Raw genomic sequence first — 15,464 nt, 5'->3', positions numbered from 1 at the left:
ATCGACTTGCGCGCCTGAACAGCGACCTCAGTCCTTGGCGAGCGCGGCCACCACCCCGGCACGGCTGGCGTCCTCACTGGCCAGCACGCCTCCGTTGGCCACGACATCGGCGGTGATCTCGGTGAACACCATCCGGACGTCCTGCTCACGGGCTCCGAGGATCTCGACGGCACTGTCGGTCACGGCCCGGGCGAAGGCCCTGCGCTGCTCCAAGGACCGGCCCGCGAGCAGTTCGACGGTGATGTTGGGCATGGCGCCCCTCCTTTGCCGGCTGTCCATCATACGGACTTCAGTTCACTGACGTGAACGAACGCTACCGGGCTGTCCTGGACAGCGCAACGGAGCCCTCCGCGCTGAGTTCACATACTTGACATCGGTTCGGCCTGTTGGTCGAATCATGCGACCCCCCCCTCGGCGGACCGCACACCGGCGAGCCGACTCGTCCCACCGGCGCGAGGATGCGACATGCCGCGTTATGACATCGGATCCGCACAGCGCCGGGCCGACCGGCACGACCGCCGTCCGGCTCGGACGCGGGCCCGGCGCATCGCGCAGACCGGTGCCGCCGCGCTGATCGCCGGCGCGTTCGGTTTCGCGTCACCGGCGAGCGCCCACGTCACCGTCACCCCGTCCACGACCGCGGCCGGCGCCCACGCCGTGCTGCAGTTCAGCGTCGGGCACGGCTGCGGGGACTCGCCCACCACCAAGATCATGATCCAGATCCCGGCGCAGATCACCTCGGTGACCCCCACCCGGACGGCACTGTGGACCATCGCCAAGCAGACCGAGACGGTCGACCCGCCCGCAGTCGACGCCCACGGCAACAAGATCGTGCAACGGGTCGCCTCGGTCACCTTCAGCACGCAGTCCCCGCTCCCGGACGGCTACCGCGAGGTCTTCGAACTCACGGTCCAGCTGCCGCAGGCCGCGGGCACCAAACTCGTCTTCCCGACCATCCAGACCTGCGCGCAGGGCGAATCCGCCTGGATCGAGGTCGCGCAGGACGGACAGGACGTCCAAGAGCTCCAGTTGCCCGCCCCGAGCTTCGTCACCTCCGAACCCGCCGGGGGCACGGCCCACCACCCGGGCACCGGCGAGGAGCACGCCACCCACTCCGCCGACGCAGGGCCCGCGCCGACGACCGACCGCGCGTTGACGATCGCCGCCCTGGCGGCCGGCCTCCTCGGCTCGGTCCTCGGCGGTCTGGCGCTCGTCCGACAGCGCCGCCAGCCATGATCGACCGGCGGACGCGACGCGGCCGGGCGACGGCGCTGCTGATCCTGGTCTTCGTACCCGCGATCCTGCTCGGCCTCCCCCGGCCGGCGTACGCCCACGCGAACCTCACCAGCACCGACCCGGCCGAGGGCGCGGTGCTGCAGACCGCACCCGACCGGATCCTGTTCACGTTCGACGAGGCCGTACGCGGCGTCCCGGGCGGTGTCCAGGTCTTCGGTCCGCAGGGCGAGCCGGTGGCCGCGACGCCGACCGTCGAGGGCCGCGAGCTCGCAGTCGTGCTGACGGCGCCCCTGGGCAACGGCACAACGGTGATCACCTGGCGGGTCGTCTCCGACGACGGGCATCCCATCAGCGGCGCGCTCACCTTCTCCGTCGGCGCGCCCAGCCCTGTCACCACTCCCCCGCCGAGCGACCAGAACAGCATCCCGGAGGTCCCCTGGACGCTGACCCTGGTCCGCGTCGTGGGCTACGCGGGCCTGCTGCTCGCCACCGGGCTCGTCGTGTTCGCCGCCCTGTTCCTGCCCGCCGACGGCGTCGATCGCCCACGCCGCCGCCTGGCCGCCCTCGCCCGCACGGCAGCGGCCGTCGCCGCAACGGCCTGGCTCGCCACGTTGCCCATCACCGTGATCTACCTGCTCGGCGGCGGACCGGCGCTGCTCGGCGAGGCAGCGACGTGGTCCTCGCTGCCGCCGACCGAGTACGCGGTCGCCGCGACCGTCGTCGGTGGACTGGCACTGGCCGTGGCCCTGCTCGGTCCCGCGTCGGCATCGCGTCGGCGACGGCTCACCGCGGCGGCGGCCGCAGCGCTCGCGGTCACGGCCCCCGCGCTGGTCGGGCACACCCGCGCGGCGAGCCCCGAACTTCTCGTCATCGGCGCGGACGCGCTGCACCTGCTCGCGGGCGGCATCTGGCTCGGCGGACTCGCCGGCCTGGCCCTGACCCTGCCGGCCCTGTCCGGTCACGGCACCGCCGCGGCCGAGACGCTCGCCCGGTTCTCCACCGCCGCCGGCGGCGTCCTGGCGGCCCTGGTCGCCACCGGCTCGCTGCTCGCCTGGCGGATCCTCGGATCCTGGACAGGTCTGGTCGACACCGGCTACGGCCGGCTGGTGCTGGCGAAGATCGCCCTCGTGCTGGCGGCTGTCGCCATCGCGGCGTGGAACAGGTGGTCGCTGCTGCCGCGGCTGCAGCGGGCGGCGAACAGGACCGGCCGGCAAACACACTCCCTACCGGTGGTACGAGCCACCGTGATCGAGGGCGCGATCCTCGCCGTCGTCCTGATCGTCACCGGCTTCCTCGTGGACACGAGCCCCGAGGGCGGCACCCGGCCCGCGAGCGCCTCGGCGCAGGCCAATCCCGACAGCCATACGACGACACTGGGCGACATCACGGTGCGGGCGTCGCTCACGCCGCTCACGCGCGGCTCCAACACCATCACCCTGCGGCTGAGCACGGCGGCCGGTGAACCCACCGAGGGTGTCGCACCGCCGGTGGTCCGGCTGACCTCGGACGGGGCGGCGCTCGGCGACATCCCGCTGACCCAGGTGTCGGCAGGCTTCTACACGGCGCAGGTCATGCTCCCGGTGGCCGCGACGTGGCGGATGCAGGTGTCGCTGCGGGTCAGCCAGTTCGCCAACCCGGTGGGTGAGCTGGAGTTCGTCGTCGGAGGATGAGCCCGCCGCGCCGGGACCGCGACCGGGTATGGACGCCGACCGTCACCGTCGCTACTGTCGTCGCGGATGATCGTGCGGCGACGATCGGTGACCTGTCCTGCCTTCGCCAAGGAGCGTCCGATGTCACGTAAGACCGGTAAGCCGTCCTACACCAGGCCCCCCGGGTCGCCCGGCCGTCCGCCCGCGCAGGTGCTGCGGATCCTGGCCGGGTTGGCGGTGGCGGTGCTGGTCGGGGTGTTGATCGGGACGCAGACCGCCGCGCCGGGGGCCGCGGACAGCGCGGTGGAGCAGCTGCGGGAGCAGGAGGCCAGCCGGGACAAGACCCAGATCGGCGAGCTCACCACGCGCGCGCGAGCCACCGCCGGCGTGATCACGCCGATCGTCGAAGGACTCGCCGAACCCGGCAAGGTCGACGACAAGCAACTCGCGCAGTGGAAGCAGGCGATGGGGCCGGAACTCGCCTGGTATGCCACGACCGTGTCGGGGACGACGGCCACCAACGTCGCCCGGGGTTCGCTGCGCAACGCGGTCGAGCAGCTGGCCGCCGCGGTGGACACGCTGGCCGCGGCGCAGGCCCTGCCCGAGTCTTCGCGCGCGCCGGTGGTGGCGGCGGCGGGGCGACAGCGCGAGCTGGCGGTGGCGGCCTGGTCGGTGGCGGCGACGCAGCTCGACCAGATCAACGTCGACGCGGGCAACGGCCACCAGCACGTCTACCTGAACACCACCGGCGTCGACGGGCTGATGGCCGGCGACGGCCTGCCGGAGGGCACCGGCAAGTGACGGTCGGCCCGGCCGGGCCGGTTCAGCGGCGATTCTGTTCACGGTGGTGCCGCCGGGGCAGCTCGACGACCAGACCCGCATGGCGTACGGCCACATCGCGCGTCGCGGCGTCACCGTCACCGCGTACGGCCCGGACCTGCCGCCTCGGCCCGCGCCGGGCGTGCACGGCGTCGCCGTGCCCGCGGACGACCCGCTGGCGGGCGAGCAGGCCGTCATCGTCATCGGCAACTACTTCGCCGCCGGGTTCATCGCCCGCGCCGATGAGCCGGTCTCTCCCGACGAGCCGCGGTATGAGGCCGTGCTGACCTACGACCGGATTCTGATCACCCAGGCGGTGCGCACCCTCATCGACCGGATTCCCCCGCTGCCCTACGACTTCGCCGGCACCCCCGCCTGACGGCGGACCGGGCGCGGCGGACCTGCACGGCCCGCCGCGCCCGGCTACCTGCCGGGCCTACGCGGTCAGCTGTAGACCTCGAACTCGAACAGCGAGTACCCGTACGCGGTGCCCCGGGCCGTGCCGTTGATCCGCACGTACCGGCCGGTGGCCCCGAGCGCCGTGTTGTCGTCGACGCCGCCGTTGCCGCCGGTCACCGAGCGCACCGTGGTCCAGGTCGTACCGTTGGCCGAGGTCTGGATCTGGTACGCCGAACCGTACGCCGCCTCCCAGGTGAGCTTCACCCGGTTGATCGCGTACGACTGACCGAGATCCACCTGGATCCACTGCGGATCGGCGAACGCGCTGCCCCACCGAGTCGTCAGCGAACCGTCCACCGCCGCCGTGGCCACGAACGCGCCTTCCACGCTGGACGCGGTGGCGGGCTTGTTCAGCGCGAGGTTGGTCGTCGTCGGCGGCGTGCCGCTGTCGCCGTACACCTCGAACTCGAACAGCGAGTAGCCCCACGCGGTGCCGCGGGCCGTGCCGTTGATCCGCACGTACCGGCCGGTGGCGGTGAGCCCGGTGTTGTCGTCGACGCCGCCGTCACCACCGGTGACCGAACGCGCCGTCGTCCAGGTCGTGCCGTCGGTCGACGTCTGGATCTGGTACGCCGAACCGTACGCCGCCTCCCAGGTGAGCTTCACCCGGTTGATCGCGTACGACTGACCCAGGTCGACCTGGATCCACTGCGGATCGGCGAACGCGCTGCCCCACCGGGTGGTCAGCGAACCGTCCACCGCCGCCGCCGCCGTGTAGGCGCCCTCGACACTCGACGCCGTTGCGGGACGGTTCAACGCCAGGTTCGTGCCGGTCGGCGGCTGGGTGCCGCCGGCGGTGAACGTGAAGTCGTCGATGTCGAACAGCGAGCCGGTGGCCGCGCCGGTGAACACCAGGTACAGCTGCTGGGTTCCGCTGGGCACGGTCACCGTGCCGGTGACGTCGACCCAGGTCTCCCAGCCGCCGGTCGGGGCGACGGCCACCGTCGACACGACCGTGCCGGTGGGCGAGCCGGCCCGCACGGTCAGCGTGCCGCCGACGCCGGCCGAGGCGACCCGCGCCTTGAACCCGGTGACGCCGGTCAGGTTGTAGGGCGTGAACGAGATCCAGTCGCCGTTCTCGATGTAGCCGACGGCGTTGCCGCCGTGCGCGCTCGCCTTGGCGGCGATCGTGACACCGTTCATGGTGCTGTAGTGCTCGGCCTGCCGGGTCCGGGGCTGCAGCTGGTGCTGGGCCTGGACGGCGACGCCGGTCGGCGGGGTGTAGACCGCGGCGAGCACCCCGAAGATGTTCGCGGCCGCGTCGTGCTCACCGTCGACCGTGGTCTGGATCGAGCCGGTGCAGCCGGTCTTGCTGGTGATGGGGTGTCCGTGGCTGTCGTGGCCGAGGACGTAGTTGAGCACGACCCGGTTGCAGTCCACGGTGCCGACGTTCGGGTCGGTGACCCGGATCTCGTAGGGCACCAGGTCGCCGAACTGGAACACCGTGCCGTTGCCGGGCACGATGATCTGGATTCCGGGCCGGCCGACGCCGACGACGATGCTGGCCGTCGAGATCTTGCCGCCGGTGTCGCGCACCGTCAGCGTCGCGGTGTATTCGCCGTTGGCCGCGTAGGTGAACGTCGGGTTGGCCGCGGTCGAGTCGGTGCTGCCGTTGCTGGTGAAGTCCCAGGCGTAGGTGATGGCGTCACCGTCGGGGTCGTTGCTGCCCGCCGAGCTGAACTGCACGGTGAGCGGCGCGGCCCCGGTGGACGGGTTCGCCGACGCCTGCGCGATCGGCGCCCGGTTGCCGCCGCTGTTGTACTCGATGCGGTAGACGGCCGAGTTGGCGTCGCCGCCGAACCAGGTCGTGCCGTAGTCGAGCACGTACAGGGCGCCGTCCGGCCCGAACTCCATGTCCATGATCGCGGTGCCGGACCACGGCACGGAGTCGATCGCGCCGGCCGTGCCGTTGGCGTTGATCGTCGCCGCCTTGATCCAGCGGCTGGTGAACTCGCCGAGCATGACCTTGCCGTTGTACGAGGCCGGCCACTTCACGTCGGAGACCAGCGCCGAGTTGAACTGGTAGACCGGGCCGCCCATCGGGCCGCCGCCGCCCAGCTCGGGCCGCCAGGGTCCCGCCCCGCCGTACGGCAGCCACGCGGCCTGCGACGGCGGGAGGGTGGTGATGCCCGTGTTGTTGCGCGAGTTGTTCGTCGGACCGCCGGCGCAGTTGAACAGGCCGGTCGACGGTCCGCTGGGGAACGTGTACTCGTGGTAGGGGGTGTTGTAGTTGGAGCAGTACGGCCAGCCGAAATTGCCCGGTGCCGTGATCCGCTCGAACGACACCGTGCCCGCGGGTCCGCGGTTCGGGTCGGCGCCGCCGTCGGGGCCGTAGTCGCCCAGGTAGACGACGCCGGTGGCCTTGTCGACGCTCATCCGGAACGGGTTGCGGAAGCCCATGGCGTACACCTCGGGCCTGGTGTTGGGCGTGCCCGGCGCGAACATGTTGCCGGCCGGGATGGTGTAGCCGCCGGTCGCTCCCGGCTTGATCCTCAGCACCTTGCCGCGCAGGTCGTTGCTGTTGCTCGCGGTGCGCTGCGCGTCGAAGGCCGGGTTGCGGTCGGCGCGCTCGTCGATCGGCGCGGAGCCGCCGGAGTCGAACGGGTTGGTGTCGTCGCCGGTGGACAGGTACAGGTTGCCGGCCGCGTCGAAGTCGATGTCACCGCCGACGTGGCAGCACTGCCCGCGGCTGGTCGGCACGTCGAGGATGGTGACCTGCGACGCCGGGTCGATGGTGTTGTCGTCGCGGACGGTGAACCGGGCCAGCTTGTTGGAGCCGTTGAACGGGGCGAACTGCGCCGCCGTGCCGGTCGCCGGGGCGTCGCCGCCGGGGGTGCTCAGCGGGGGCGCGTAGTAGAGGTACACCCACCGGTTGGCGGCGAAGTTCGGGTCGGCCTTGATGCTCTGCAGGCCCTCCTCGTCATGGGTGTACACCTGCAGGGTCATCGCGACCTTGGTGTTGCCGTTGACGTCGGTGTACCGGACGACGCCGTCGCGGGAGGTGTGCAGCACACCCCGGTTCGGCAGCACCGTCAGGCCCATCGGCTCGCCGGTCTCGGCCACGCCCTTGGCCAGCGTCACCTGGCTGAACGTGCCGACGGGCGGGGTCCCGACCGTGCAGCTGCCGGTGCCCTGGGCCGCGTACCGGATGCCGCCGAGCAGGTGGGTGCGGAAGTTGGCCTCGTTGAAGCTCTCCTGGGTGTGGCCGAGGCCGGTGTACCAGGAGCGGCCGCCGTCGTAGGCGCGGCACCACGAGATCGGGTGATCGGCCCCCATGCTGCCGCCGGTGTAGGTGGACTCGTCCAGGTTGGCCAGCACGTGCACCGACGCACGAGGGTTGGTGCGGTAGTTGTAGAGCTCGTCGGTGCGGTTCCAGTTCGCCGGCAGGCCGGCCGTGGACGGGTGGGCCGTGTCCTCGATGCGCACCGTGACCGGCTGGATCGCCGGGTGGCTGGCGAAGTACGCGCCGACCAGGCTGCCGTACCAGGCCCAGTCGTACTCGGTGTCGGACGCGGCGTGCACGCCGACGTACCCGCCGCCCGCGCGCACGTAGCGCTCGAACGCGGCCTGCTGGGTGGCGTCGAGCACGTCGCCGGTGGTGGACAGCCAGATCACGGCTTTGAAGCGGGCCAGGTTGGTGTCGTTGATCTGGGTGGCGTCCTCGGTCGCCTCGACGGCGAAGTTGTTGGCCGTGCCGAGCTGCTGGATCGCGGTGATGCCCACCGGGATCGAGTCGTGTCGGAACCCTGCCGTCTTACTGAAGACCAGCACTGAGAAGTCGGGAGCGGCCTGCGCAGGGGGGACGTTGAAGCCGACCCCGGCCAGCACGACGGCGGCACAGAGCAGCACTCTGCGAAGGAACATGATCGGTATGCACCTCTCGGGTAGAGAGAACAATGAAGACGTGCGCCGATCACGTCTGTCGGTGAGCTGTCAGCCGCACCGTGACACGGTGGGCCTCAGTGGAGCGTGCGAGCATTCACCTCCTTCTACCCCGGCCACACGGGAGAGCGCTCTCCGGCCGAGGTGGAGACAGTTAAGCAGACTCCCCCGCCGTTGTGAAGGCTCATCCCGTGCCGACCGTCCACGGTGGAGCCACTGGCTGCCGACGTCGGGGGTCGGACATGCCGGTGGTGCCGCCGCTGGATCGCGGCGGCACCACCGGTGCGGTCAGGGCCGGCGGCCGGTCAGGTCACCGGTAGCCCGCCGCGACGATGTTCGCCTGGACGGCGTTCTCGACCGCGTCGGACGGGTAGCCCGCGACCATCGCCCCCTCGTAGAACGTGCCCGCACTGGCGTTGGCTCCGCCGTCGGGCTTGCAGCAGTCACCGCCGCTGCCGAGCACGATGGCGCCCTGCTTCTTCATCGGGCTGTACCCGCTGGGGAGCGCGCCGTCCCACAGCGTGTACAGGCTGCCCGACTGGGCGTTGCTGCCCTTGATCGCGAATCGCGAGACGCCGTTGTTCTTCAGCGTCGCCGTGACGAACTTGCTGGTGAACGCCCGCTGGTTCGGGTTCCAGGTGCTGCTGCCGCCCGGGAACAGGCCCCATTCGAGATCGGCCTGCACCCAGGGTCCGGAGCCGGAGCAGCCGCCGAACCAGCAGCTCGTGCCGAAGTAGATCGCGTCCATGGCGCCGGCCGCGTCGGCCTTGCGGGTGGTCTCGCTGTTGCCGTAGTCGAAGCAGCAGCCGCTGTTGACGTGGGTGCCGCTGGTGACCATGTACATGCCCTCGGGCGCGCTGCCGGTCGGGACACCGGTCAGGTGGCCGTCGCGCCAGTAGCTGTTGCCGGGGTTGATGTACAGCGAGTAGGCCTTGCTGCCGCCGACCGTCAGCGACTCGGTCGTCGCCACGGCCGGACGGCTCTGCGGTGACCCGGGGACCACGCTGGAGCCCTGGTACCACAGGTCGTTGCCGCGCCCGGACTGGTCGAACAGCACCGTGATGACGCAGGTGGTGTTGGCGCAGAACGAGTCCTGCGCCGCCGCGTTGGCGACACCGCCGGTGCTCAGCACGCCGATGTTGCGGGTGGTGCTGTCCGAGGCACGCCTGACCTGGTACAGGTTGCCGCTGTAGGCCTGGTACAGGGCCCGGGTGGTGCTGTGCGCCGCGATGCAGGGCGTGCCGCCCGCACCGTAGATGTCGCACGGGCCGCCGCCCGGGGGGGGCGCCGAGGTCGTCGGGGTCGGGCTCGGCGAGCCCGGGACCGACTGCGCCCACTGCTGGTTGGCCCCGCCGTGGCAGGCCCAGAGCAGGATCTTCGTGCCGTTGGCGGTCGCCGCGGCGTTGGCGTCCAGGCACAGGCCCGACTGGACCCCGGTGATGGTGCCGTTGGTGTTGACGTTCCACTGCTGGTTGTTCTGGCCGTTGCAGTCCCAGATGATGACCTGCGTGCCGTTGGCGGTGCCCCGCCCGGAGGCGTCGAGGCACTTGTTGCCGTAGACCGTCAGCTGGCCCGACGTGGTCAGTGTCCAGGCCTGGCCGGCGGAGTTGTTGCAGTCCCACAGCTGGGTCTGCAGGCCGTTGCTGGTGCTGGAGTTGGGCACCTCCAGGCAACGGCCGGACGGGCCGCCGACGATCCGGGTGGGCGTGCCGACCGTCGCCGCCTGCGCGACTTCGGCCTGCACGGCGACTACCGCGCCCGCCGACACCAGGGCCAGGGCCAGGGTGGCGGCCGCCGCCCACCGGGAGCGGCCTCTGCTCAGCTGAACCATCGGGTCACCTCACACAGCTCGGGTACGGATCGGGGCCGCATCAGGGCAGGGTCCACTTCTGGTTGTTGCCGCCGTTGCACGTCCACAGGGCCACGACGGTGCCGTCGGCGGAGTTGTTGCCGGACACGTCCAGGCACTTGCCCGACTGCGGGTTGCGCAGCGTCTGGTCCGACGACTGGTAGGTCCAGTTCTGCGCCGCGCCGCCGGTGCACGTCCACAGCTGGATCTTCGTGCCGTTGGCGGTCCCGCCCCCGCTGACGTCCAGGCACTTGCCCAGCGCCCGCAGCGTCGAACCCGACACCGTCCACGTCTGCGGGGCGCCGCCGTTGCACGTGTACAGCTGGATCTGCGTGCCGTCGGCGGTCGCCCCGCCGCGCACGTCCAGGCACTTGCCCGCCAGGCCCTTGACCGGACCTGTGCCCGTGGAGGGGGTGCCGGTGGCCAGGGTGAACGAGTCGACGTCGTACAGGAACCCGGTGCCCGACCCGGCGAAGGTCAGGTACAGGGTGGTGGTGCCGCTCGGCGGGCTGGTGATCGAGCCGGTGACGGTGGCGAAGGTTTCCCACCCGCCGGTGACCGGCACGGTCGCCGAGCCGAGCACGGTGCCGGTGGCCGAGCCGGCCCGGATCTGCAGCGTGCCGCCGCTGCCCGCCGAGGAGACGCGGGCGCTGAAGCCGGTCACGTTGCTGATCCGGTACGGCTGGAACGCGATCCAGTCCCCGTTGTTGATGTCACCGACGGTCTTGCCGCCCTCGGCGGCGCTCTTGTCGAAGGTGGCGACCCCGGACGAGGTCTTGAAGTGCTCGGCCTGGCGCTTGCGCGGCTGCAGGGTGTGCTGGGTGTGCGTGGTCAGGCCGCCCGCGTCGGTGTACTCGGCGTCGAAGACCCCGAAGATGTTCGCGGCGTCGTCGTGCTCGCCGTCGACGGGGACCGCGATCGACCCGCTGCAGCCGTTCTGCGAGGTGATCTGGTGGCCGTGGCTGTCGTGGCCGAGCACGTAGGTCATCTTGACCCTGGTGCAGTCGATGGTGCCGTCCTCGGGGTCGGACACCGTGATGCTGAACGGCACGCTCTCCCCGAAGCTGAACAGCTGCCCGTTGGCGGGGCTGTTGATGGTGACCGTCGGAGCGGTGTTGCCGACACCGATCTGCACGCTCGCCGAGCCGGTCGCGCCCTGCGGGTCACGGACCGTCAGCGTGGCGTTGTACGTGCCGTTGGCGCTGTAGGTCTTGCTCGGGTTGGCGGACGTGGAGGTCGTGCCGTCGCCGAACGCCCAGGAGTAGGTCAGCGTCCCGCCCTCGGGGTCCGACGATCCCGACGAGGAGAAGTTGACCGTCAGCGGGGCCGCGCCGGAGGTCCGATCGGCGCCGGCCACGGCGGTCGGGGCCCGGTTGCCGCTGCCCACGTAGTCGTAGCGGTACAGCGCCGAGTTGGCGTCGCCGTTGTAGTAGCCGGTGCCGTAGTCCAGCACGTACAGCGCGCCGTCGGGCCCGAAGGCCATGTCCATGACCTGCTTGCCGTTCCACGGGAACGTCTCGATGTTGCCGCGGCTGCCGTCGGAGTTGACGTGGATCGGCTTGACCCAGCCCCGGCCGAACTCGCCGGCGAAGAACTGCCCGTCGAAACCCTGCGGGAACTTGGTGCTCGACGACGATGAGGCGTCGTAGCGGTAGACGGGGCCGCCCATCGGCGACTCCGAGCCACTGCCGAACTCCGACGGACTTCCCGAGTCGCCAGCGTACCGGATCCAGGCCGTCTTGGCCGCCGGCAGGGTGGGCAGGCCGGTGTTGCGGAAGCTGTTGTTGGTCGGGCCGCCGCTGCAGTTGTACTTCGATCCGGCGCTGTTACTCGCGAAGTCCCACTCGGCGTAGGTCTCGCTGGAGCTGTTGGCGCCGGTGCAGTACGGCCAGCCGTAGAAACCCGGCCCGGTGACCCGGTTGAACTCGACCTGCCCGCTCGGGCCGCGGCTGGTGGTGCTGCCGGAGTCCGGGCCGTAGTCGCCGACGTAGACCACGCCGGTGGCCTTGTCGACGCTGATCCGGAACGGGTTGCGGAAACCCATCGCGTAGATCTCGGGCCGGGTCCGGCTGTCGGAGTCGACGAACATGTTGCCGTCGGGGATGGAGTACGACCCGTTCGCGTTCACCTTGATCCGCAGGATCTTGCCGCGCAGGTCGTTGGTGTTGGCCGCGGAGCGCTGGGCGTCGTAGGCGGGGTTGCGGTTGGTGCGCTCGTCGAGCGGGGCGAACCCGGCGGACTCGAACGGGTTGGTGTCGTCGCCGGTGGACAGGTACAGGTTGCCCGCCGCGTCGAAGTCGATGTCGCCGCCGGTGTGGCAGCAGATGCCCCGGTCCGCGGCGACGTCCAGGATGTCGACCTTGCTGGACTGGTTGACGGTGAAGTCGGAGTTCAGCGTGAACCGGGACAGCCGGTTGACGCCCTGCCACGCCGACCAGTTGCTGCCGGTGCTGGGCGCGTCGCCGCTCGGGGTCGACAGCGGCGGGGCGTAGTACAGGTAGATGAACCGGTTGCTGGCGAAGTTGGGGTCGACCCCGACGCCCTGCAGGCCCTCCTCGTCATGGCTGTAGACCGAGATGGTGCCGACCACGGCCGTGTTGCCGGACGCGTCGGTGCGGCGCAGCGTGCCGTTGCGGGCGGTGTGCAGGACCGAGCGGTCGGGCAGCACGGCGAGCGTCATCGGCTCGCCCATCTCGGACACTCCCTTGGCGAGGGTGACCTGCTGGTAGTCGGTACTGACAATGGTGTGCGCCTGCGCCGGCGCGGGGCCGCCTAGCTCCGCGGGGGCGGTGGCGAGGATGGCGGTGGCGCCGGACGTGGCCAGCAGCAGCGTCAGCGCTGCGGGAAACCATCGTCTGGCGCGGTGCGGGGGGAGGCCGTCCCTGGTGGACATGTGGACCCTTCCTGACGAGTGAAGGCCAGGGCGGGCACGAGCCGCCGTGGCGGAGATGCTCCTGCCGGCCCGCCGCGCCCGACAGGTGGCGACCCATGACGGCGGAATGGAGCCGTCACGGATCGCCGGTCGATGGGTCCCGCGCCGCCGGTACACCCTCGACGAAACAAGTTGCCGAACCTGCTGATCTCGCTGTCACATGCTGGTGACGGCCAGGTCATATGACGTGTTATCAGGAAGTCGGCTCGGTCGATGTTATCGGTCACATCATGCTTGTCAACCCACCTGCATGCATCGATCTTCTCCAGTTGATCGGATCTGCTGTGGAGGGTCCACCTGACCTGCGCACACGCGAAACCTCTTCGTCACATCTTGACTCAAGCCCTGTTATCGTTCACATTCGACTGACCGCGGGATGGTCGGCACCTTCATCCGCAACGGCTGGCAGGGCACCGATCGCGCACCTCAGGCGACCGGGCCAGGTGTGCGGCGTGCTCAGACGTCATACAGCGCACTTCACGTTCCGCAGACAAGTCGACCTCCGGCGTAGTCCTCCCCCGCCGCGGCCTCGCGCACGCGGCGGCCGGGCGTCGCTGAGCACGTTTCCGGACAGGACGTCGCCCGGGGTCGGCGACTTCCGAAGGAGACCTCGTGACACACCCACGGACCCGGCACGGCCTGCGACGGCTCGCCGCCGCCGGCGTCGGCGTGCTGCTCGCGCTCACGCTCGCGCCGGCCGGCGCCGACGCGGACAACCCGATCGTCCAGACGATCTACACCGCCGATCCCGCCCCGCTGGTCCACAACGGCCGGGTGTACCTGTACACCGGCCACGACGAGGACGGGTCCACCTACTTCACGATGAAGGAGTGGCGGGTCTACTCGTCGGCGGACATGGTGAACTGGACCGACCACGGCGTGCCGATGAACCTGTCCACCTTCAGCTGGGCCAGCGCCGACGCCTGGGCCGGGCACGTCGCCTACCGCAACGGCAAGTTCTACTGGTACGTCCCGGTGAAGAACCGGGCGACCGGCGGCATGGCCATCGGCGTGGGCGTGTCCAGCAGCCCCACCGGCCCCTTCACCGACGCCCTCGGCCGGCCACTGGTGGAGAACGGCGAGATCGACCCCAACGTGCTCATCGACGACGACGGCCAGGCCTACCTGTACTGGGGCAACCCGCGCCTGTGGTACGTCCGGCTGAACACCGACATGATCTCGTACTCGGGCAGCCCGACCCAGATCCCGCTGACCACCAGCGGCTACGGCACCCGCACCGGCAACGCCAACCGCCCGACGCTGTACGAGGAAGGCCCCTGGGTCTACAAGCGCAACGGCCTGTACTACAACGTGTTCGCGGCCGAATGCTGCTCGGAGTTCATCGGCTACTCCACCGCGACGGGCCCGACCGGGCCGTGGACCTACCGCGGGACCGTCATGCCGCGCCAGGGCTCCAGCTTCACCAACCACGCCGGCGTCATCGACTTCAGCGGCGGCTCGTACTTCTTCTACCACAACGGCGCGCTGCCCGGCGGTGGCGGCTACGCCCGGTCGGTCGCGGTCGAGAAGTTCACCTACAACAGCAACGGCACCATCCCGACGATCAACATGACGAGCTCCGGCGCACCGCAGATCGGCACCCTCAACCCGTACGTGCGCCAGGAGGCCGAGACCATCGCCTGGGAGAGCGGCGTCGAGACCGAGCCCGCCAGCGAGGGCACCCTCGACGTCGGCTGGATCGACAACGGCGACTACATCAAGGTCAAGGGCGTCGCCTTCGGCTCCGGCGCGACCTCCTTCACCGCCCGGGTCGCCTCCGCCGGGGCGGGTGGCAACATCGAGCTGCGGCTGGACAGCACCAGCGGCCCTGTCGTGGGAACGTGCGGGGTGTCCGGCACGGGCGGTTACCAGACCTGGGCGTCGGTCACCTGCGCGGTGTCCGGGGCGACCGGCACCCGTGACCTGTACCTGCGGTTCACCGGCAGCGGCGGTGGCCTGTTCAACGTGAACTGGTGGCAGTTCGGCGGCGGCTCCTCCAGCGGCAACCAGCTGACCAACGGCGACACGGAGTCGGGCACGACCGGGTGGGCGGTGTTCGGCAGCGGCACCCTGGCCTCGAACACGTCGGTGGTGCACGGCGGTAGCCGGTCGCTGCTGCTCACCGGCCGCACCGCGTCGTGGAACGGCATCCGCCAGGACGTCACCGGTAAGCTCGTCAACGGCAAGAGCTACACCACCAGCGTCTGGGTACGCACCCAGAGCGGCACCCCGTCGGCGAAGGTCACCCTCGCCGTGACCGCCAACGGCTCGACGAGTTACGTGCAGCTCACCCCGGCCGCGACGGTCAACTCCAGCGGCTGGACCCAGCTGACCGGCACCGCCACCGTCTCCTGGACCGGAACCCTGACGGGCGCGAGCCTCTACGTCGAGACGGCCGCGGGCACCGACGGCTACTACCTCGACGACGCGTCCTTCCAGTGACCGTCCTGCCCTGACGGTCACCGAACCGGCCGGTGGCGGTCCACCGGCCGGTTCGGACGAGACGGCGCGCCGCGGGCACCGGAAAGACGCCCGCGGCTCGCGCTGTCGCGCATCCCCACTCCACACGCCCCGGCTCCCATCGACCTCAATATTGCTATGACGTCATACATGTGATGTGATGCACGCCATCGGTTAC

General features: G+C 70.6%; 9 protein-coding genes. 5 read left to right on the top strand and 4 right to left on the bottom strand.

Annotated features, from left to right (window positions below; all coding sequences use genetic code 11):
• Nucleotides 1-27: 27 nt before the first annotated feature.
• Complete coding sequence (locus tag ACFQO7_RS24370; RefSeq protein WP_360527108.1) at nucleotides 28-252, bottom strand: tautomerase family protein; 225 nt, start codon at nucleotides 250-252, stop codon at nucleotides 28-30.
• 213 nt (nucleotides 253-465) lie between these two features.
• On the opposite strand from ACFQO7_RS24370, the gene ACFQO7_RS24365 reads away from it, so the two are divergent.
• From ACFQO7_RS24365 to ACFQO7_RS24350, 4 genes are all read left to right on the top strand, one after another.
• Nucleotides 466-1,236, top strand: a complete 771-nt coding sequence (locus ACFQO7_RS24365; protein ID WP_376808533.1) for a YcnI family copper-binding membrane protein — start codon at nucleotides 466-468, stop codon at nucleotides 1,234-1,236.
• Nucleotides 1,233-2,906: a copper resistance CopC/CopD family protein gene (locus tag ACFQO7_RS24360; RefSeq protein ID WP_376808532.1), complete on the top strand. Its 1,674-nt coding sequence runs from the start codon at nucleotides 1,233-1,235 to the stop codon at nucleotides 2,904-2,906. Before ACFQO7_RS24365 ends, ACFQO7_RS24360 begins: the two co-directional genes overlap by 4 nt.
• Before the next feature lie 120 nt (nucleotides 2,907-3,026).
• Nucleotides 3,027-3,686: a hypothetical protein gene (locus ACFQO7_RS24355; RefSeq protein WP_376808531.1), complete on the top strand. Its 660-nt coding sequence runs from the start codon at nucleotides 3,027-3,029 to the stop codon at nucleotides 3,684-3,686.
• 43 nt (nucleotides 3,687-3,729) lie between these two features.
• Complete coding sequence (locus tag ACFQO7_RS24350) at nucleotides 3,730-4,083, top strand: hypothetical protein (RefSeq protein WP_376808530.1); 354 nt, start codon at nucleotides 3,730-3,732, stop codon at nucleotides 4,081-4,083.
• A 65-nt stretch (nucleotides 4,084-4,148) separates the two neighbouring features.
• Here the strand turns inward: ACFQO7_RS24350 and ACFQO7_RS24345 are convergent, their stop codons facing one another.
• The 3 genes from ACFQO7_RS24345 to ACFQO7_RS24335 form a co-directional block, all read right to left on the bottom strand.
• On the bottom strand, nucleotides 4,149-8,027 hold the full coding sequence (locus ACFQO7_RS24345) for a ThuA domain-containing protein (RefSeq protein ID WP_376808529.1): 3,879 nt from the start codon (nucleotides 8,025-8,027) through the stop codon (nucleotides 4,149-4,151).
• A gap of 328 nt (nucleotides 8,028-8,355) precedes the next feature.
• Entirely contained in the window at nucleotides 8,356-9,876 is a 1,521-nt protein-coding gene (locus ACFQO7_RS24340) for an arabinofuranosidase catalytic domain-containing protein (protein WP_376808528.1), read from the bottom strand.
• A gap of 40 nt (nucleotides 9,877-9,916) precedes the next feature.
• A complete protein-coding gene (locus ACFQO7_RS24335) occupies nucleotides 9,917-12,787 on the bottom strand; it encodes a PQQ-dependent sugar dehydrogenase (protein ID WP_376808527.1) in 2,871 nt (956 codons plus the stop codon).
• A gap of 708 nt (nucleotides 12,788-13,495) precedes the next feature.
• Between ACFQO7_RS24335 and ACFQO7_RS24330 the strand changes: the two genes are divergently transcribed.
• Complete coding sequence (locus tag ACFQO7_RS24330; RefSeq protein ID WP_376808578.1) at nucleotides 13,496-15,268, top strand: family 43 glycosylhydrolase; 1,773 nt, start codon at nucleotides 13,496-13,498, stop codon at nucleotides 15,266-15,268.
• The last annotated feature ends 196 nt before the right edge of the window (nucleotides 15,269-15,464 follow it).

The organism is Catellatospora aurea (genome assembly GCF_042663325.1).
In the GTDB taxonomy this organism is placed as follows: Bacteria; Actinomycetota; Actinomycetes; order Mycobacteriales; family Micromonosporaceae; genus Catellatospora; species Catellatospora aurea.
Note: the sequence above shows the minus strand (reverse complement) of the source record. Positions and strands in the feature narration are given on the sequence as shown.

Coding starts and splice junctions, on each gene's coding strand:
- ACFQO7_RS24370 (WP_360527108.1), bottom strand. CDS start 252: ATGCCCAACATCACCGTCGAACTGCTCGCGGGCCGGTCCTTGGAGCAG.
- ACFQO7_RS24365 (WP_376808533.1), top strand. CDS start 466: ATGCCGCGTTATGACATCGGATCCGCACAGCGCCGGGCCGACCGGCAC.
- ACFQO7_RS24360 (WP_376808532.1), top strand. CDS start 1,233: ATGATCGACCGGCGGACGCGACGCGGCCGGGCGACGGCGCTGCTGATC.
- ACFQO7_RS24355 (WP_376808531.1), top strand. CDS start 3,027: ATGTCACGTAAGACCGGTAAGCCGTCCTACACCAGGCCCCCCGGGTCG.
- ACFQO7_RS24345 (WP_376808529.1), bottom strand. CDS start 8,027: ATGTTCCTTCGCAGAGTGCTGCTCTGTGCCGCCGTCGTGCTGGCCGGG.
- ACFQO7_RS24340 (WP_376808528.1), bottom strand. CDS start 9,876: ATGGTTCAGCTGAGCAGAGGCCGCTCCCGGTGGGCGGCGGCCGCCACC.
- ACFQO7_RS24335 (WP_376808527.1), bottom strand. CDS start 12,787: ATGTCCACCAGGGACGGCCTCCCCCCGCACCGCGCCAGACGATGGTTT.